The organism is Microvirga sp. HS2 (assembly GCF_055792805.1).
On the sequence record NZ_JBVVAJ010000004.1, the window covers coordinates 220,161 to 239,697 of the forward strand.

At 58.1% G+C, this 19,537-nt stretch carries 17 protein-coding genes; 11 read left to right on the top strand and 6 right to left on the bottom strand.

Features of this window, described 5'->3' with window-relative positions:
* The first annotated feature begins 81 nt into the window (after positions 1-81).
* Positions 82-960 (top strand): aldose 1-epimerase family protein, encoded by an 879-nt coding sequence (locus tag ACS5Q0_RS06085; protein ID WP_473125714.1) that lies wholly within the window; start codon positions 82-84, stop codon positions 958-960.
* On the opposite strand, the gene ACS5Q0_RS06090 is transcribed toward ACS5Q0_RS06085, so the two are convergent.
* Together ACS5Q0_RS06090 and ACS5Q0_RS06095 are read right to left on the bottom strand one after the other, a co-directional pair.
* Complete coding sequence (locus tag ACS5Q0_RS06090) at positions 890-1,135, bottom strand: hypothetical protein (protein ID WP_473125715.1); 246 nt, start codon at positions 1,133-1,135, stop codon at positions 890-892. The two genes, ACS5Q0_RS06085 and ACS5Q0_RS06090, sit on opposite strands and share 71 nt — an antisense overlap.
* Positions 1,136-1,223: 88 nt before the next feature.
* On the bottom strand, positions 1,224-2,306 hold the full coding sequence (locus ACS5Q0_RS06095) for a mannose-1-phosphate guanylyltransferase/mannose-6-phosphate isomerase (protein WP_473125716.1): 1,083 nt from the start codon (positions 2,304-2,306) through the stop codon (positions 1,224-1,226).
* 209 nt (positions 2,307-2,515) lie between these two features.
* Here ACS5Q0_RS06095 and rffA point away from each other — a divergent pair, with 209 nt between their 5' ends.
* Genes rffA through ACS5Q0_RS06115 form a run of 4 tightly spaced genes read left to right on the top strand, consistent with a single transcriptional unit; the run spans position 2,516 to position 6,023 of the window.
* Positions 2,516-3,652: a dTDP-4-amino-4,6-dideoxygalactose transaminase gene (gene rffA / locus ACS5Q0_RS06100; protein ID WP_473125717.1), complete on the top strand. Its 1,137-nt coding sequence runs from the start codon at positions 2,516-2,518 to the stop codon at positions 3,650-3,652.
* Between the two features lie 9 nt (positions 3,653-3,661).
* Positions 3,662-4,378: a WbqC family protein gene (locus ACS5Q0_RS06105; protein WP_473125718.1), complete on the top strand. Its 717-nt coding sequence runs from the start codon at positions 3,662-3,664 to the stop codon at positions 4,376-4,378.
* Positions 4,375-5,355: a glycosyltransferase family 2 protein gene (locus ACS5Q0_RS06110; RefSeq protein ID WP_473125719.1), complete on the top strand. Its 981-nt coding sequence runs from the start codon at positions 4,375-4,377 to the stop codon at positions 5,353-5,355. The genes ACS5Q0_RS06105 and ACS5Q0_RS06110 overlap by 4 nt, the downstream gene beginning before the upstream one ends.
* Positions 5,356-5,381: 26 nt before the next feature.
* Positions 5,382-6,023 carry a class I SAM-dependent methyltransferase gene (locus ACS5Q0_RS06115; RefSeq protein ID WP_473125720.1) on the top strand — a complete coding sequence of 214 codons (642 nt, stop codon included), beginning with the start codon at positions 5,382-5,384 and terminating at the stop codon, positions 6,021-6,023.
* Here the strand turns inward: ACS5Q0_RS06115 and ACS5Q0_RS06120 are convergent.
* Positions 6,016-6,936: a glycoside hydrolase family protein gene (locus tag ACS5Q0_RS06120; protein WP_473125721.1), complete on the bottom strand. Its 921-nt coding sequence runs from the start codon at positions 6,934-6,936 to the stop codon at positions 6,016-6,018. The genes ACS5Q0_RS06115 and ACS5Q0_RS06120 overlap by 8 nt on opposite strands.
* 9 nt (positions 6,937-6,945) lie before the next feature.
* Entirely contained in the window at positions 6,946-7,611 is a 666-nt protein-coding gene (locus ACS5Q0_RS06125) for an acetyltransferase (protein ID WP_473125722.1), read from the bottom strand.
* 823 nt (positions 7,612-8,434) lie between these two features.
* On the opposite strand from ACS5Q0_RS06125, the gene ACS5Q0_RS06130 reads away from it, so the two are divergent.
* Complete coding sequence (locus ACS5Q0_RS06130; RefSeq protein WP_473125723.1) at positions 8,435-8,806, top strand: EamA family transporter; 372 nt, start codon at positions 8,435-8,437, stop codon at positions 8,804-8,806.
* A gap of 75 nt (positions 8,807-8,881) precedes the next feature.
* Here the strand turns inward: ACS5Q0_RS06130 and ACS5Q0_RS06135 are convergent, their stop codons facing one another.
* Both ACS5Q0_RS06135 and ACS5Q0_RS06140 read right to left on the bottom strand, forming a co-directional pair.
* Positions 8,882-10,828, bottom strand: coding sequence for a hypothetical protein (locus ACS5Q0_RS06135; protein ID WP_473125724.1), 1,947 nt, complete (start codon positions 10,826-10,828; stop codon positions 8,882-8,884).
* Between the two features lie 149 nt (positions 10,829-10,977).
* Positions 10,978-12,075: a hypothetical protein gene (locus ACS5Q0_RS06140; protein ID WP_473125725.1), complete on the bottom strand. Its 1,098-nt coding sequence runs from the start codon at positions 12,073-12,075 to the stop codon at positions 10,978-10,980.
* 531 nt (positions 12,076-12,606) lie between these two features.
* Between ACS5Q0_RS06140 and ACS5Q0_RS06145 the strand changes: the two genes are divergently transcribed.
* The 5 genes from ACS5Q0_RS06145 to ACS5Q0_RS06165 all read left to right on the top strand — a co-directional run bounded on the left by ACS5Q0_RS06145 (position 12,607) and on the right by ACS5Q0_RS06165 (position 19,031).
* Positions 12,607-13,437 (top strand): glycosyltransferase family 2 protein, encoded by an 831-nt coding sequence (locus ACS5Q0_RS06145; protein ID WP_473125732.1) that lies wholly within the window; start codon positions 12,607-12,609, stop codon positions 13,435-13,437.
* Between the two features lie 95 nt (positions 13,438-13,532).
* Positions 13,533-14,645 carry a non-hydrolyzing UDP-N-acetylglucosamine 2-epimerase gene (gene wecB / locus ACS5Q0_RS06150; protein WP_473125733.1) on the top strand — a complete coding sequence of 371 codons (1,113 nt, stop codon included), beginning with the start codon at positions 13,533-13,535 and terminating at the stop codon, positions 14,643-14,645.
* Between the two features lie 51 nt (positions 14,646-14,696).
* Entirely contained in the window at positions 14,697-15,953 is a 1,257-nt protein-coding gene (gene wecC, locus ACS5Q0_RS06155) for a UDP-N-acetyl-D-mannosamine dehydrogenase (protein ID WP_473125726.1), read from the top strand.
* Between the two features lie 167 nt (positions 15,954-16,120).
* Positions 16,121-17,812, top strand: a complete 1,692-nt coding sequence (locus ACS5Q0_RS06160; RefSeq protein WP_473125727.1) for a glycosyltransferase family 4 protein — start codon at positions 16,121-16,123, stop codon at positions 17,810-17,812.
* 43 nt (positions 17,813-17,855) lie between these two features.
* Positions 17,856-19,031: a glycosyltransferase gene (locus tag ACS5Q0_RS06165; RefSeq protein ID WP_473125728.1), complete on the top strand. Its 1,176-nt coding sequence runs from the start codon at positions 17,856-17,858 to the stop codon at positions 19,029-19,031.
* Positions 19,032-19,537 lie beyond the last annotated feature (506 nt).

Genomic DNA, 19,537 nt, shown 5'->3' on the forward strand with positions numbered 1-19,537 from the left:
CGGCGTGCCGATTGTCGAATCGTGTTGAGTGTCTGAGAACCGTCGGACACGATGGAGCCATCAGTCCCTCAGGAGCGCGCGATGACGGTCACATTGTCCAACAGCCACCTCAAGGCCCAGATCGCCTCGCAAGGCGCGGAGCTGATCCGCCTGTGCGACGAAGAGGGCCGGGACTTGCTGTGGGATGGCGATCCGGCGTTCTGGACGGGGCGCTCCCCTCTCCTCTTTCCCATCGTCGGCCGTTTGCGCGACGACCAGGTGCTGATCGGTGGGCAAGCCTATTCCATGAGGCAGCATGGGTTCGCCCGCGCCTCTCTGTTCGAGATTGTCGATGCCTCGGAGGAAGCCTGCCGCCTCCGCCTGGACGCGAGCGACGCCACGCGCGAGCAGTTCCCCTTCGATTTCCGGTTCGACATGACCTACCGGCTCAACGGGGCCACTCTGGTCTTCGTGGCCTCGGTGTTCAACACGGGCGATCGCGCCCTGCCGGTTTCGTTCGGCTACCACCCGGCGCTGCGCTGGCCCCTGCCCTATGGCGGCGACAGGACGGCGCACGAGATCCGCTTCGAGACGGCGGAAACCGCCTCCTTGCACAGGCTGTCGGATGGATTGATCGGAGACGCATCGCGCCCGACGCCTGTCGAAGGCGAGCGCCTGCCCCTGCGCGACGATCTGTTTCTGGACGGCGCGCTGGTTTGGAGCACGCTGTCGAGCCGCAGGGTGCGCTACGGCGTCCCGGGCCGCCGCTCCCTCACGGTGTCGTTCCCCGGCATGCCGCATCTCGGCATCTGGACGAAGCCTGGCGCCGGCTATGTCTGCATCGAGCCGTGGCAGGGCTATGCCGACCCCGTCGGGTTCGAAGGGGAGCTGACGGGCAAGCCCGGGATCGTCATGATCCCGCCGGGGGGGAGCCGCGACTTCGAGATGGAGATCGCTCTCGATCCGCCGAGCACGCCTTGACGACCCGTTCGGCGCGCCCCGGACGGGCGAAACGGGGCACGGCGCCGACCGGGATATGGATGGACTCGCTCTTGCGCAGGAGCCCCGTGCTTCCGTTCACCGTCACATCGGCAGTGCCCTTCACCACCCCAATGCTCGGACCGGTGGTGATGCTTCTGAAGGGACAGGCCCCCACTCGGCCTCACCATGAGGCGCTTGACCTGGAGCCGCGGACCGTGGTCGACGCGCTAGCGCCAACCCCAAGGACATTCCCCGCAGGCCTGCTAGCTGGCCTCGGGGCTCTGTTTCGCGCGCATCGAGACCACGAGGCTCTTCACAAGGTCGCAGTGGCTGCGTGAGGTCACCAGCACCGCATCGGGCTTGGCGACGACGACGACATCCTCCAGGCCGACGACGGCGGTGAAAACGCCATCGCTGTGAACGAGGCTGCCGCGCGTCTCAACCACTTCCACAGGGCCGCGAAGCGCATTGCCGGCCTCGTCGCGCGGCGAGGCCTCCCACAGAGCGGCCCAGGAGCCGATGTCGGACCAGGGAAACGAGACGGGCAGGACCCCTGCCCGCTCGGTGCGCTCCATGACGGCGTCATCGATCGAGATCCTCGGTGCGCGCCTGAACGCCTCCTCGCCGAGACGGATGAAATCGCTGTCGACGATGGCGGCTTCGAGGGCCTTTCTGGCGGCGGACAGAACCTCCGGCCTGTAGCGCTCCATTTCCGCGATCATCACATCGGCGCGGAACAGAAAGTTGCCGCTGTTCCAGAGAAAGCCCTGGTCGATATGGCGCTGCGCCGTGACGGCATCCGGCTTCTCGACGAAGCGGTCGACCCCCCGTGCATCGGTGCCCTCGATGGGCTCGCCGGGCAGAATGTAGCCGTAGCCGGTGGCGGGATATCGCGGCACCACGCCCAGGGTCATGACATGCCCCCGGCGGGCCGGTTCGAGCGCCGCCCGGCAGGAGGCGGCGAACGCCTCCGCGTCGCCGACCACGTGGTCGGCGGCGGCGACGAGGACGACGGTTTCAAGATCACGGCGAGCCGCATGGCAGGCCGCGACGGCAACGGCGGCAGCCGTGTCCCGCCCGACCGGCTCGAGAATGATGTCGGCGTTCACGCCGATCTGCGCCAGCTGCTCCGCCACCGTGAAGCGCATGTCATTGCCGGCGATGACGGCGGGGCGGAGAAAGATATCGGGATCAACCACGCGCTGGACTGCGGCTTGAAAAGTGGAGTGCCTGCCGAGCACCTCGATGAATTGCTTCGGCCTGCCATCCCTGGAGGCAGGCCAGAGCCGCGTACCGGAGCCGCCGCAGAGGATGACGGGCAGTATGCGGTTTCGGCCATGGCTCATGCCGCTTTCTCCCTCCATGCCTCGCCACAATCGACCAGGAGCCAACCAGCCCCGAGCGTTATAAAACGCTATATCCTTATGAGATATGCGGCGAAAGGCGGAGGACCCATTTTCTCCTGAGCCACAGCCATGGTACGCGGCGCTGTTGTAATACTATGCTTTGTCCATTAATGCTGGCCCACCTTTCAGCACACATTTCCTGTTCGGCTATGAAACGCATCCCCTTCAATCAACCTTCGGTTGCCGGCCGAGAATTCGAATATCTGGCAGAGGTTTTCGAGCGTCGGGAATTCTCCGGGAACGGGAGCTTTACGGAGCGGAGCCAGTCCTGGCTCAGGGAGCGTCTCGGCTGTGTCGACACCCTCCTCACCCAGTCCTGCACGGCAGCTTTGGAGATGACGGCCATTCTGGCGGATGTCGGCCCAGGCGACGAGGTCATCATGCCGTCGTTCACCTTCGTCTCGACGGCCAATGCCGTTGTGCTGCGGCATGGCGTCCCCGTTTTCGTCGATATCCGACCCGACACGCTCAACATTGACGAGACGAAGATCGAGGCCGCCATCACGCCGAGGACCAAGGCCATCTGCGTGGTTCATTATGCGGGCGTCTGCGCGGAGATGGATCCCATCCTGGAAATTGCGCGCCGCCATAATCTCCTCGTGATCGAAGACGCCGCTCAGGCCCTCCTCTCCACCTATCGCGGGCATCCAGCCGGGGCGTTGGGTGACCTTGCCTGCTTCAGCTTCCATGAGACCAAGAACGCGATGTCCGGAGAGGGCGGCGCCCTGACGATCAATAACCCTGACTTCTCGGAGCGAGCTTTCGTCATCTGGGAAAAGGGCACCAACAGGCGAGCCTTCAAGCTCGGAGCCGTCGACAAATACACCTGGGTGGATTGCGGCTCATCGTTTCTCCCGAGCGAACTGACGGCCGCAGTCCTCCTCGCCCAGCTGGAGCAGATCGAACACTTCAATGCCCAGCGACTAGCCGTGTGGGAGCGCTACCACGCCGGATTTGCAGCTCTCGAAGCTGCTGAGATCGTCCGCCGCCCCACGGTTCCCGAGCATTGCACGCATAATGGCCATCTCTATTACCTGCTCGTCCATGACGAGGAGGTACGAAACCGGTTGGTCGGCCAGCTTCGTGAAGAGGAGATCTGGGCCCCCTTCCACTATATCCCACTTCATTCTGCACCGGCAGGCCGGCGCTATGCGCGCGCTCACGGAAATCTGGACGTCACCGATGATACGAGCGCGCGTCTGATCAGATTACCGCTCTATGCAGGAATGCCCCTGGAAGGAGTGGACCGGGTCATCGAGCGCGTCACGGTCCACCTCGCCCATTAAGGAAGTGCCGTGGGAAAGTCAGTTGTCATCACGCAATCGAACTACATTCCTTGGCGGGGCTACTTCGACATGCTCCGCTCGGTCGATGAAGTGGTTCTGCTGGAAAGCGTGCAGTACACGCGTCGGGACTGGCGCAACCGCAACAAAATCAAGACACCTGGTGGCCCTGTGTGGCTCACGATTCCTGTCGAGGTGAAGGGGCGCTACAATCAGGCCATCGACGAGACGCAGATTTCGGACCGAACCTGGGCTGCAGCCCATATCCGTTCACTTGAACTCGCCTATCGACGTGCGGCCCATTTCAGCACCGTTTCACCCTGGCTCTTCTCGTTACTCGAAGACGTCTCGGAGGAGCCCCTCCTCACTCAGGTCAATGAGCGGCTTCTCCGAGCACTCTGCCAGCGTCTCGACATCACGGTACCGATCCAGCGCTGCAGCGAGGTTCTTGACCGCGAAGCGTTGCGCCGCATGGAACCGACCGAACGTCTCCTCGAGCTGTGCCTCGCCTGCGGAGCGTCCTACTACCTGAGCGGCCCAGCCGCGAAGAGCTATCTCGATGTCGACCTTTTCGCCCGGCATGGGATAGAGGTCGGCTGGATGGATTACAGCGGATACAAGGAATACCTGCAGCTCTGGGGAACCTTCGATCCATCACTCTCGATCGTCGACCTGCTCCTGAATACAGGGCCGGAGGCCAAGCATTTCCTTGAAAGGTCATTGCTGTGAAACTGTCGATCGTCTCGACCTTATACAGGTCGGCCAGCACCCTAGATGATTTCTATCGGCGCGCATTGTCTGCGGCGGAACAGATCTCGGACGACATCGAGATCGTGCTTGTGAACGATGGGTCGCCCGACGATTCCCGCGAACGAGCTCTGCGCATGCACGAGCGCGATCCCCGGGTTGTGCTCGTTGATCTCGCCCGTAATTTCGGCCACCACAAAGCCATGATGACAGGTCTCTCCCATGCTCGTGGAGACCTCGTTTTCCTGATTGACTGCGATCTTGAAGAGGAGCCGGAGCTCCTGCTGCAATTTCACGAGACTATGCGCGAGACGGAATGCGATGTAGTCTACGGTGTCCAGGAGGCGCGCCGGGGAGGCGTAGTGGAGCGTGTGACCGGCGCATTGTTCTTCTCCGTCGTTGAAGCGCTTAGCGACCAGACGCTGCCGAAGAACGTCGTGACTGCGCGCCTGATGAAGCGTGAATATGTGCGTTCGCTCGTCAGGCATCGCGACCGCGAGTTCTTGATCGCTCATCTTTGGGAGATCTCAGGGTTCAAGCAGGTCGCCCAGAAAATCCGGAAACACTCCCTTTCTCCGACGACCTATTCTCTAGGCCGTCGTCTGGAGATGGGCATCAAGCACGTAACGACAACCTCGACGAAGCTTCTATACTATGTCCTGTACACCGGGATTTTGGTGTGGGGGCTATCAATCGTCACGATCCTCTATTACGTGGCCCGTTACCTGCTATCCGGCATAGGCGTTGGGGGATGGACGTCGCTAATCGTGTCGGTCTGGTTCTTCGGCGGCCTAACGACCCTCATTCTGGGAATCCTCGGTATTTACATTGCGAACATTCTTTCCGAGACGAAGCGCCGTCCCTACACTGTCGTGCGCAGGATCCACCGCAGAGAGGACACAAGTTACCATCAGACGTCTCCCTCCGCCCTCGACTTCCGCCGCGAAGCCAGGAGCTGAGCCAGGAGCTGAGCCAGGAGCTGACGATGAATGACGCTTTACGCGCTACCATTCTGAATAAGGTGGCGACCTACTATGCCGCTCGGCTAGCGGACCACGGCGCCACTCCGCGAGGCGTGGACTGGAACGGCGTCGAATCCCACGAACTCCGTCACCGTCAATTTCTGCGCCTGATCGACGATCCGGCGGCGTCCGTCCTGGATCTGGGCTGCGGCTTCGGCGACTTCCTGCGCTTCCTCCGCCAAGCAGGACATCACGGGCCTTTCGTGGGCTATGACATCGCCGCCAGCATGATTGAGGAAGCAACGCGTCTCCATGGGGAAGACTCTGCCATTGCTTGGAGGGTAGGCGCGTCACCCAATGAGGCAGCCGATTTTGCGGTTGCAAGCGGCGTCTTCAACGTCAAGGGCGACGTCGCTCGGGATGAATGGGCCCGCTATGTCGAGGACACGATCGAGGTGCTCGCGCGCAGCAGCCGCCGGGGATTTGCCTTCAATGTCTTGAGTCTCTCAAGCGACCCCGATCGCCGGCGGCCAGACCTCTACTATGCAGATCCCGCTGGAATGCTGAGGTGGTGCCTCGATCGCTTCGGCCGCTCAGTCGCACTCCTGCAGGATTACGGGTTGTACGAGTTTACGGTGGTGGTGAGACACCTGGAAACTAGGTGAACGGGAATTCACCCTCCCAAACTGCGATGCCAATTCCCGTGGCACCATACCCATTGCCGTTGTAAAGCATCCAGAGCTTGTCCTGAAACCAAAACATGGAGGGATAGCAAGTCATCTCGCTGTCCCAGCCCGTCGCGGCCCGGTCGAGACCAAGCGTCTCGTCCATTCGTGTCCAGCTCACGCCATCCTGACTGACAGCGCTTCCAATACGATACCGGTCGCCACGGCATGCGAAGCACATGAGAAACGAGGAGCCGACTTGAACAATTGTCGGACGAGCAAGCGCGTACTCGTCAGACGTGCGGAAACCCAGAACGGTTGCACCGTCCCTTTCCCAACGAATTCCATCTCGAGACCGAGCCATCTTCACGACATGGCTCATGTCGCCGCTGCTGGATCCCCATTTCAGATTCGATCCGTACCACATGCGCCAATCGCCTGATGCGATCTGCAAGACCCACGGATAGGACAACGTGTATGGATCCTCGGGCGACCGATCGAGGATTGGACCGGGAGAATAGCGTTCGAAGCGATCGAGCGATACGCCAGCCGTTGCCAAGCCTATGGAGTTGCGCCAAGGCGCTCGAACGCCCAAATTCCATCCCATATAGTAGACGTGGTAACCGTCTTCGCAGGCGACGACACTTCCAAGGCCGATTCCGCTATCGTCGAAGGTTCCGTCACTCCCAGGCACGAGCGCCGGTGATGACGCCCTTCCGATCACTTTCGGAGCTGCAGACAGATCAAGATCGATCCAATCGATAGACGAACGGTTGTCCTGGTCCCTGGAGCTGTAGAAAACTCGAAACACGTTGGCCTCGGTTTGAACCGGGACAGGCAATGAGGCATGGCTCCGCGCCCAAGGCTTATCTCCCTCGGGCACATGGATGAGGCCAAGTCGTATCCAGGGCATCGCTGCCTCTCAAAGGTTGCGCAAGCGTGTGCTCGGGATCTTCGCCCGCTCGGTGCCACGAGGGGCTACGACGGAGAAATCCGGCTGGTCTTCGAGAACAAGAGCGCCAGCTCCTAAGACACAGCGCTCACCGATCGTCACATGGTCGCGGAGGGTGACGTTCACGCCGACAAAGCTGCCACGGCCGATCTTGACGCCGCCCGATACGACCACGTGCGAAGCAACGAAGACATCATCTTCAATCGTCGAGTGATGACCGATATGATTTCCGCTCCAAAGAGTGACGTTCGAGCCAACCTTTGCGAAGGGCTGAATCGTATTGTCTTCGAGGATGAAGCAGTTCTCGCCGAGTTCAAATCCCGGGAATACGGTGGCGCGACTACTTAGATACGAGCCCAACCTATACCCTTTAGCCTTGGCGGTTGTAACTCGCTCTGCACGCAAACTATTCAGTTTTGCATAACTGATAGCGACGAACAGATGGAAGTGGTCCGGCGGATAGAGCTCCGCAATGCGCTCGAAAGGAACGACTGGGCGCCCTCGGAACTCATCCCGCTTGAGATACGCCCCGTCGACCGTGAAGGCGACGACCTCATGCACAGTGTCATGTGTAAAGTAAAAGTCCGCGAGTTCGGCGATATTGCCGTCGCCGAAGATAACGATTTTCTGACTCACTTGCGATCCCTTCGTTCCATGAGGCGCCATTCGTCCGCACCCCAATGATACTCCTCAGCTAACCCACCTCGGCAAAAATCGTCGTTCGCGGCGCCACCTGAAACACGAAACGGTAGCCAGGGCAATTTTGATAGCGCCCTCTGCAGGAAATCTTCAACCGGTCGCTGGATCGCGATGATATGGATGCCTCTGTCTCGAAACAATATTTTGTTAAAGTTGTGGCCCAACTTCTGGATAGCCATGTCCAGGACAGAGGCCCGGATGAAACGGTATTTGATCGCCAGCGTCCACTTGGACGAGATTGGACGGAGATCCCGCTAAGGCTATACGTTGCCCATCCAGGACCTACCAGCGCAACAGCAATGGATTGAGTTCTCCTTCTCTCGAGTTGAGGCCATCTCAAAGAAACGTACCCTGGAAAGGGCATGTCAACAATCGCGACAGGGATATGGGAAAAGATCGGATGCAGCTTGGGACTGGCAGCCATGCCAATACCGCCCCGAGCATCGTCAGTCTGCCATCGTCGTTCGTTGCAATCAAAAATACTTGCTAAGAAGATCGTCGATACCGCAGCTATGACAGAAGCGATTACTGCTACAGGGCAGCGTTGAGGCTGAGTGGTAACCATGGCAATCCTACGGCGGCTGCGAATTCGTGCAACACGATGCCGCATGAATATTATTACTCACCCCAAACGCCATCAAATGCAAGTCAAATACAAGAGTGCATCGGTTGTCTCTCCAGTCTTGCAATACTTGGAGTTCATATTGCCCGGGCCAGACAGATGCATTAAGCCTGGCCATGCCTCTTAAGAGATCTCAAGATGGAAAAGCTCTTCTATATTGCCTGTACTCTTGCTCTTACCGTCTATGGGCAGGTGATCATGAAAGCACGGGCCATAGCCCATGCCTCTGACAAGGCTGGCCACAACAAGCTTGATTATTTGTTCGCCATGTACACGGACATCGGCGTACTCTCCGGCCTTGGCGCGGCTGTCCTGGCGAGCGTCTGCTGGGCCCTTGCCCTCGAAAAGGCTGGATTGAGTTTTGCTTACCCGTTTATGGCACTGAGTTTTGTTTGTGTTCCACTGGTGGCCCATGCACTCTTCAGCGAAGCCATATCCCCAATGCAGATTGCAGGCTTAGTTCTTATCGTCGCAGGCGTCGCACTCAACGCTCTCGCGTACAAAGTATGACGGAGGAGCCCGAGCTCACTCTCTTGCCTACCCTCTGACAAGAGTATGCCTAGAGCTACTTCCACCAAGGCGAGATCAGCTCTTCTCTGTGGTGTGACGCATTTTTTGACGGCGAACCGGATCGACTTCACCGAAAAGCGCTCTAGCCTCGCACGCCAAGCGCCCCTCCTCAGCAGAGCGCAAAGGCTTGTGGAGGGTCTGCTCATAAACCTGGCGCCGGTCCTGATCCTCGGACATCACATTCCCGGCTTTTACATAATCGCGGGCGATGTCGATCCCGAACCGGGTCAGAATATCCAAAGACAAAGCGCGCTTGCTCGCCGATCCGGTCAGGATCCACGCACGGGCGATCTCATCACAAGGAACGCCGGCAAGGATTGCTTCCGCGTAGTCTCGGCTTCCGCGGTAGCCTCCAAGCAGCCACGGCTGCCCCACGGCTTTTGCGCCTAGCGCAACAGCCGCCCCCGGTGACTGCCCTGTAAAGTCGAGGATTGGATCACCTTCCTTGAACCCATTGGCCTGAGCTATATGCCTCAGCGTAAGGACGTAATCGGCGAAACCCTGAGACAGCCTCAATTCTCCGGCTCCTTCTCCGAAGGGCACGGTCACTTGGCTCAAACGCAGGGGCTGCGGTTGACGATAGGGATATTCCATCGCGATCGCCGCCACGGCGATCATGAGCAGCTGCGAGGCAGCAAGGACCGGCAGAGCCAATCCCCAGTGCTTCCTGAGGGGAGCAGCGGCGTCGAGCAGCAAGAACGCTGCCGCGACCCAGAAGATGCCCGCCATCAAGGCCGTGAACCAATAATTCAGCGACGTTCCGATGACATAGACGTAAGGGAAGATTATCAGCAGCAGCACCAAAGGCCATTTCGAGGCTTTAAGCGCTGCGAACGACCCTTTGGCCATGGCTACGGCGTAATACAAGAGCACGCCGATCAAAATGACAGAGACGCTCTTAGTTCCAAGACTCTTATGAGTAACGATCTTTGCCCCTAAGCCTTTATAGACGGGTATGAAATCGAGGATCCCTATCATAATCGCGATAGCCACACCGGCTACAAGCATGCAGGCGGCGAAAACAAATCGCGAGCCGATTTGTTTTCGAAGGAGAACAAGAGATCCGACCAGAAAAGCCAGAACCATCCCCAACCCTATGGCATCTTCTCGCGTGAGACCGTATTGCCCTAAACGAAGCAAACCCTGCCGACCATGGCCGGTCATGAGATTCTTGTAGAGTTCCAGCCCACTCATCATGCGCTGAATAAAACCTATGACGGAACCGTCGATCATCCAGGCTGAGACGAGTACAAAGGCAATTGCGGTTGCTGCGCCAATCAGAAGCAGGCGAAATTCGAACTGCCGTACAACGAGCAGATAAAATGTGACGGCAAGGCCCAAAGCGGCGGCTGATGTCGGCTTGGCCATGAAGCTCAGCCATCCGGCTACCCCAAGTAGGCACCATCCGGTGATGCTGCGCCATGAGTAGTCCCGCGTTGCGAGGAGTATTCCGATTCCAGCCAGTAAGAGCGCTTGTCCTCCGAGAGTATTGTAGCTCGGTGTCGGCTGCCAAGGAAGGAAACCAAGGAAAGAAACGGAGGCAAAGGCAAACGACAGGCCCGCGACGATCAGCCTGCGCGCAGGTTCCAAGCCGGCTTTTGGCGCAGATGGCTCAGTCAGCAGCCTCTGGAACAAAATGGCCCCGAAGACGAATGCTAATGCGAAAAAGATTAGGACGTTCGCCTGCCTTAACAAGGCAATATTGCCTCCGACAAGACGGTACAGGGGATGATAGACGAAGCCGAACTGCGTCACCGAGGCCTTGTAGATTTCAGGATGCGACAGCCAGAGAATGTAGAAACTCTCATCCGTCAAATCGACGCCGTAGCCGCTCCAGCGCAGCACCCAGATCAGACTGACAAAAGATACCGCAACCGATGCTGCGAGTGCGGCATACTGGAAATTCCGCCGCGCACCCTCCTCTCGTCCGCTGATGGCGCTCTGCGCATCCCGAGTTTCCATTCCGGTCAGGTCCCCTGCTTACAGGCGGCTACAGCAACATGCAGGCGGGCTGAAATACCGACATCCAGCAGCACGCACCGACATGGCATCAGGCTGAGTGGGCCCGCCTAACATGGTTCAGCTGGCATAGCAATTTGGGCTCCCCTCTCTCATTTTACCAGCCGGGGGTCGCGCTCAAGGAACAGCAGATAGAAAGGCAGCGATGTATTGACGATTTGGACTCCGTGGAAAATGCCGCCGAGGCCGTGGGCGAAGAGGCGCAGAGAGACAAGATAAGAGACCATGGCCGCGATGGATGCGGGACTAAAGTCGATCTCGTTTGAGATCCAGAGGAGAGACAAGGACAACACGAGGGCAAGGGTAAGATTGCTCAGCAAGTGATTTCTGGCAGGCAGGGCCAAGCGCGCCCTGTAGGCACTCTGATATGCTGTATACTGCTCATCCTGCTGGATTTCCTGAGCGACCCTGCCTTGATCGAAATCTCGAGATGAAATCCATCGCTCAAGATTCTTGACCAGCGTAGAATAGCCCGGCGTATTAAGGCGAATACTATGCCCTATATTTGTACTATGAACAGCGGCCATAATGTAAGCAGGGCTGATTACAACTAGGCTCAGCAAAATCGTCACCGTCAGGCCGGGGAACAGGAAAGCACAGGTCGTTAGGCCGATCAGCATCATCGCGAATGATGTACACGCACCGATGACGTACAGGAGACTTCGGGACATCGTGCGGGGAGCCTGTCTCATGATATTCGCGATCTCGTGTTTTGAAAGCTTCCGATCTCCTTCCCCGTGGTGACGTATGAGTTCCAAGCCCCTCACTAAACAATTGTCCTCATAGTCCAGAACGATCTTGGCCGCGAGCTTGTGACCGAAATAACTCAGAATGCTCGCCAAAGCCAAGATGCCGGCCATCCCACCTGCCGCCCAAATGACTCCTCCCTGGACCTCGTTGGAGGAAGCAGTGACGTGCGAAAGTGATCGCGTGAGAATATGAGTGCCCACGATAAAACTGGCTGCATCCCCCAACTTGCCGCAGGCAATCAGGACCATGCTGGCGAGGACACGCCATCCAAATTGAGGAAGCACTGTGATTCGGAACCAAGCGGCGATGAGCCTAGTTCTCTCCCACAACCGCTTGGCAATCTGGGGCCGCCATTTCGCATTCCTATAGGCGGGTTTCGAAGTGGAGCGTGCCCTTCCACTAACCTCCTCCGCCTCATCGAACTCAACTTCATCCATCATTCGCGACTGCTGCTATGCGCCAGTTCCCAGAACAGCTGGCAGGCCTTCTAAAACAACCCGCTCCAGAGAGAGCCAAGAGCAAAACTTCCTCTTAAAACCCCAAGCCTGGAATTTAGCTCGCTTTATTGCTGTCGGAGCGACACCAGTACACTCAACGCCCCTCCAGCAGCGGATCGTCCATCCGATCGCGGGGCAATTTTAGTCCGGACGCAGGCTCCGATCTCTCGGCACAGGTTAAAACGGGATACAACATGACAACGGATATCACCAGACAGCCCCCCGGACAACCGCTTCCCTGATTATGGAGCGCCAAGCACAACTCGCAATAACATGGCGTCTGGACGCCCCTAAGCCATCCGAGCAATACGTTCATGCGTCACTTAACGCCAGTATTGATAGCCCCGTATTCCTTTCAAGCCCTTCAGATCCGCTAAAAGCGAGCTTATTGACAATCAAATATTGCTTATAGTAACTGATTTTAGGGCTATATTTCCCTTTTCGCCTTTACATCTATGTTTATACAGCATGACAATGACTTTGAGCGTAGTAATTCCCACTTTCAACCGCCACGAGACGACGCTCAAAGCAATTAACTCTGCCTTGACCCAGACTCGGCCCCCGGACGAAATTATCGTCGTGGACGATGCGTCAACCCCGCCATTCGGTCCCCTTGGTTATTCAGCCCAAGACCCGCGTATCAGAATACTGACCCTGCCTACGAACCGGGGAGCCTCTGCCGCGCGCCAAGCCGGTGTTGACGCCGCGAAGGGGGATGTGATCGCCTTCCTCGATTCCGATGACCTCTGGCTACCTGAGAAACTGGCATCGCAAATGCGCCTGCTCAACCAGAGCAAAAGCGATCTTGTAGCCATCTCATGCGGCTGGCTAGAAGGGGGCGATAAGAACCGACAGCGCACTCCCATTGCCAGCACGGATCCCGCAGACTTCGCTAGCGGCTGCTGGTTTTCGCCTGGCTCGACCGTGATCATTCCGCGGGCCGCCTTTGCCCTAGTTGGCCCGTTCGATCCGGAACTGCGGCGCCTTGAGGATCTAGACTGGTTCCTGCGCTTCGCGCTCTATGGCGGCCGACTTGAAGTGGCCCCCGTTGCCGGAGCGACGATCTCGATTGGTCGCCGCGGACGGTACCTAAGCGTCGAGCAGGCGAGCTCTCGAATCTTGAAGCGCTTCAGCGATCAGCTCGAGCCACGCGTGAGACGGCGCCTCATCGCTTACCTTGCCTTGGAACAGGCTGCCGCGGCGCGCAACGACGGCCGCTTTGGCATGATGGCATCCCGCCTCGCCTGCTCGTTCTGGCATCACCCCCGCCTCCACCTTCCTATACGGAAGTGGTGGCAGACCTGAGAATCAAGCACAGAGGGATCCGAGGTTTCCCATTTCTGGATTGACATGATATCGGAGCCCAGCCATTAGCTGCGGGTTGATTGGGTAATATAATGATGCAACAGAAAACGAGACGAATTCTTTGCCTTGTTGGGACAAGGCCAGAGTGCATCAAAATGGCTCCGGTTATCCAGGCCCTGCAGCAGGAAAGCTGGGCTGAGCCCATCGTCGTAAGCACCGGCCAACATCGCGAGATGGTTCATCAGATTTTGTCCCTTTTCAACATCGGGATCGATCATGACCTAGAGGTCATGGTTCCGAACCAAACGCTTTCGGGCCTGAGCAGCCGGATTTTCGCCAAGCTCGACCCGCTTCTTGAGACCGGCAGGTTCGATATGATCCTTGTCCAGGGCGATACTACATCCGTCATGGTGGCTGCTTTGGCTGCTTTCTACCGTCATATCCCAATTGGACACGTAGAGGCAGGACTTCGCACACATGACATTGAGCGCCCTTTCCCAGAGGAACTCAACCGGGTCGTGACTGGGCTTGTCACCAAGCTCCATTTCGCGCCGACGTCGCGCGCACGTGACAATCTCATCACCGAAGGGAAGCCCGCTCGATCGGTGCATGTGACGGGCAATACTGTGGTGGATGCCCTGCTTGATGTGGCCGGGCGCGACTTTCCCTGCGACTTTCCTACGCGTCCGGAGCGGCGCCTGATTCTTGTTACGGCTCATCGAAGGGAGAATTTCGGTGCCCCTATTCGGGAGATTTGTGCGGCCGTCCGGGACCTCCATGACCGCTTCTCCGACGTTGAGTTTGTTTACCCAGTGCATCCCAATCCGAACATTCGTGAGCCTGTCTATGCGGAGCTTGGGCAACTAGAGCGCGTGCATCTCGTCCCCCCGGCGGATTATCAGGCACTCATCATGCTGATGAAGCGCTCGACGCTCATTCTGACGGACAGTGGTGGCATTCAGGAGGAGGCCCCCGCACTCGGCAAGCCGGTCCTCGTTCTGCGGGACGAAACAGAGCGCCCTGAGGCGGTAGAGGCCGGAGTAGCCAAGCTTGTGGGAGCACAGCGGGATCGCATTGTCGCAGAAGCCGCGACACTGCTCACGGACGAAGCTGCATCGGCAGCCATGGCGCGCGCCGGGTCGCCCTACGGCGACGGTTTCGCTGCACGGCGCATCGTCGCGCTTTGCAACGAGTTCCTATCACGCTAGACACCCATCACATCCCTCCACTGCGCCGAGCAACATCTGGACCTCTGAACAATGAGCGCTTCCCCCTCCGCTTTCAAAACTATCTCCGTGGTAGGCCTCGGATACATTGGCCTTCCAACGGCAGCGACCCTTGCTACGCGTGGCGTGGAGGTCATCGGCGTAGACGTGAAGGAAAGTGTCGTGAGACGCTTGAACGAGGGCAAGGCGCACTTTTCTGAGCCCGATCTCGACATTCTGCTCGAAGCCGCCGTGAAAACGGGCAAGCTGCAGGCCGTCAGCGAGCCTGTCCCGGCCGATGCTTTTATCATTGCGGTGCCGACCCCCTTCCTCTCCGACAAGTCCGCCGATCTTTCGTATGTAGAGAGCGCCACTCGAGCCGTTGCGAGAGTACTGAAAGAAGGAAATTTAGTGATTCTGGAATCGACGAGTCCCGTCGGCACGACACGCAAGATCTGCGAGTGGATTGCCGAGGAGCGTCCTGATCTAGACTTGCCACTCAACGGACGCCCGGGCAGCATCCAAGTCGCCTATTGTCCCGAGCGCATTCTCCCTGGGCGTATGGTGTTCGAGCTCGTGGAGAATGACCGTATCCTTGGTGGCATGAGCGAAGCATGCGCACAGCGCGCCGAGAGCCTCTATCGGCTTTTTGTCCGCGGTGCCCTTCTGCACACGAAGGCCCCGATCGCCGAGCTCGTGAAGCTCATTGAGAATGCTTACCGTGACGTCAACATTGCGTTCGCCAATGAACTCTCGGTTCTTTGCGAGCACATGGGACTGAATGTGTGGGAGGCCATCGCTCTCGCCAATCGCCACCCGCGCGTGAACATTCTCAATCCTGGGCCGGGTGTGGGAGGGCACTGCATTGCAGTCGACCCATGGTTCCTGATCTCGGCAGCCCCTGATAAGACTCCGCTCATGGCCGCGGCTCGCCGGGTGAACGACGGCAAGCCTGAAGTAGTCCTCAACCAGGTTCGTGAACAGATGGATCGGTTCAAGAAGCCTGTCGTCGCCTGCCTCGGCCTGAGCTACAAGCCCGACATCGACGACCTCCGGGAAAGCCCTGCTCTGCACATTGCCGAAGCCCTGGCGGAAGAGGACGCCAATCTTGTTATTGTCGAGCCGCATGTGGAAGACCTGCCCCGCACTCTGGCCGGCCGCTCCAACGTCGTCGCGAAGAGCTTTGATGAGGCCATCCGCGAGGCTGACATCGTCGTGCTCCTCGTGGGCCACACCGCTTTCAAAGATGCGCCACGCGATCTCCTGTTGAGTCGCGTCGTGATCGACACGGTCGGCCTTTGGCAAAAGTAATGATGATATGAGTTTCGTGGCTTACAGATCCTCGTGAAATGTGAGCCATGGAACGTTCTTGTCGAGTACGGCTGCGAGAGTTCGGCGGCATCCGCGCACTTCTCTTGACGTGTTCTTTTTAGATCAACGGCCCTCGGACGATATTAGGATTGGACAGGATTCAACTCGTGGCCACCGGCAGAAAGACTGCAGAACGTAAACGCATTGCGCGCTATGCCCCCGACGAACTGCAATGGATCTACGAGGCATTGTCGATGCGTCAAAGCGCCAGTGGCGCAACGCCCCTGAGAAAAATGCTCTCGGGCCATTTGAAAAGGCCTTTGGCTTGGCCCGTCGCCTTAGTGCGCAAGGTTAAACACAGAGAGCGTTTCCAGTCTGAGGCTACTCCCGCAGAACCGGCCCGTTTCCCTCTTCACATCAGAATTTTTCTTTTTACGTACAGATTAGCAATCTGGCCCTATCGGCTCTCTATCCGGTTCACTGTCAGGAGCCTTCGGCGTGTCCAGCGAGCCCGTCGTATATATACGATTGCCAGACACGAAGTCGCGCTCATCCGAAGTGGACTGCTTCCCGAGCTCGCGCCTGCGCCCAACGAGGCGATCCAGAGCGTGCCGGGGCGTGTCATGTATCTGGTCTACAACTCCCTTCCTTTTCACTCTGCCGGATACGCGACCCGTTCGCATGGCCTTGTCGCGGGGATTAGGGACCTGGGATATGAAAGCACCATTGTCACGCGCCTTGGCTATCCTCATATCTTCACCAAGTTCAGAAACGCGCACGCGAATACATTCGAGCAGATCGAAACCGTACCCTATGTACGTTTGAACAACGCTCCCGAGGAACTTTTTTCGACCTCTACGAGAGAATATGTGAAGCTCAATGTGGCGGCTACGATCGAGGCTGCAGCCGACATCCGCCCGGCGATCATCCATGGTGCTTCCAATTTCGTGACAGGGTTGACGGCGGTTTCTGTCGCCCGCGCACTGGGAGTCCCAAGCGTCTACGAAGTTCGCGGTCTATGGGAGATCACTGCTCTCTCACGTGACCCCTCGTACGCAGCAACGCTGCGCTACGCCCAGGCACTTCGCCTTGAGACCGAGGCGTGCCTGGGGGCGGATCGGGTGATTGCCATTACCGAAGCCTTGAAGAATGAGCTCATTCGTCGTGGCATACCTGCGGAGAAAATCGATGTTGTTCCCAACGGTGTCGATACCGACCGTTTTCGCCCTCGACCACGGGATCCCGTGCTGGCTGAGAAGCTCGGGCTGAAGCCGGAACATGTTGTTGTCGGCTATGTCGGCTCAATTCTCGATTACGAGGGCCTCGATGATCTCTTGCACGCTGCTCGCCTCTGCGTAGACCGGGGCCTCAGCCATCTGCGCGTGCTGATTGTCGGCGACGGGGCGGCATACCAATCTTGCCGCACCCTGGCACAGGAACTGCAGCTTGACGAGCATGTCATCTTCACGGGACGCGTGCCGCACGACGAAGTGGAGAACTACTACTCCCTTATCGACATCACACCTTTCCCTCGGAAACCGCTTCCGGTCTGTGAGATGGTGTCACCGCTGAAGCCGTTCGAAGCCATGGCTATGGGCAAGTGTATCATTGTCTCAAGTGTCGCCGCACTGGCAGAAATCATTGGTGACCGGCCCATTGGCCTCGTCTCAGAAAAGGGGAGCATCGAGGCTTTAGCGCAGGCAATCACGCACGTTGCAAACGACGGCGAACTTCGCCGAAAAATTGGCGAGGAAGCGCGTCGTTTCGTAGTTGCAGAGCGCGATTGGCGCATTCTTGCCCGCCGTGTGACAGAGGTCTACGAGAAGCTCTCGGTTCCAACGGTAGCCTCCCCCTCATGATACAATTTGCTTTGTTGCCTCTTTTACGCAACTGGGTTTTCCGATGAGTGCGCCACGCGCCATTATCTTCGCTGCTCATCCATGGAACGGCATTCCATATGGATTGCATCACATAGCACGCGCGCTGGCACGTCTCGGCTGGCAGGTACTCTATGTCGAGCCGTACTTTTCTCCTCTCCATATTGCAAAAGGCCGCAGACGCGGGCGGGTCTTTAGCAGCTCCCCCCGACCGACAACTGAGGCGGGGGTTGCGGTCATCTCGCCGTTCACTCTCCTCCCTCATGCCAAATTTCCGGTACTGCGCTCCCCACTAACACTTCATATAGCGAAGTACTTGTCCTGGCCGCGCCTGAGTGCAAAGCAGCTCAAGAGAATGGCTTTTGATAAACCCGATCTTGTTCTTTGCGGTTCGCCGGTTGCGACGGAAATCGCGCTTGCATTAGGCGCCAACTGGAGTGTCTATCGGCTCGCCGATGACAGCAGCCTGTTTGATGTCCTGACTCCTGCGGCGCGGGCTGCAGAGGCAAGCGCTCTTTCTCGCTTCGATGGAGTGATCGTTACCTCGGAGGCTCTTGCTCAACGTGCGATCCAGCTCGCAGCCCAGCGCGTTCTCCTGGTATCCAACGGTGTTGACAGGACATTTTTCGAGCACCCTTCTCCCGCGCTGCCCGATATAGCGGCAATCGCGGAGCCCAGGATCCTTTATGCGGGCGCAGTAGAGAATTGGTTCGATTGGGACCTCATCGCTCGAGCGGCACTGGAGCGTCCTACTTTCAAATTCATTATCGTCGGACGGATCAAGCTCCAACCGCCAAAAGATCTTTCTGACAACGTGATTCTCCTGGGGCAGCGCCCCTATTCAGACATGCCAGCCTTCATGCAGGCCGCAAGTGTCGGGATCATCCCCTTTGCCTCTAATGAGCACAGCGATGCCGTACGCGCGATCAACCCGCTGAAACTCTATGAGTATCTAGCCGCTGGTTGCCCTGTAGTGAGTTCCATCCGTCCGCCAAACTTGGAATGCAAAGGCCTCTTCGTCTACAAGAGCTTCGAGGAGTTTCTCAGTCAGATCGACCAGGCGCTCGATTTACGCCAACACAAGACGAAGATCAGCGCTCCCGAGCACGTTGATTGGACCCGAATTGTTCAGGACATGTTAAGCGCTTTTAGCTTGCCCCATAAAGGTGTAAGCGCTTTCCAAACTCATCTTCAGGACTGAGGCAGGGCCCGATCTCTTACAACGATCTCTTACAAGAAGCCCCGCTGAAGAAGCAATATACCTCACCTCTTGCTTCCTCAATAAGACATGCAGCGAGAATCCGACATCTTCTTGTTCTCTCACAGGGCAGGGTCGGCCCATACGCAGGTCGAGAGGTTAATCCAATCCCCAATACGCCGAGCGCAGGCCCGTCGATTGATACGAAACTCAATACCAATCTCAACGCGGAAGCTCTCCTGCGCCGAATCCCAAGCCCTAACCACCTCCGCTGGTCTGTTGGTGCTTGCCCACCCCTCCGCATGAAGCAATGGCAGCTTCAGATCATTATCCGTGCATCATTGGCAACCTGAGCGGCTCAACCTGCCTTGCAGGGTGGCGAGAAACTAGTCCTTTGCCACAGGGGAGCTGCGGGATGGTTCGAGGGGGTGTAAACTGAGCGGATCTGAGGGAGGGCTCTCCCATGCTCAAGCGCTATCTTGTCGATCTCACCCGCCGCGAGCGCACTG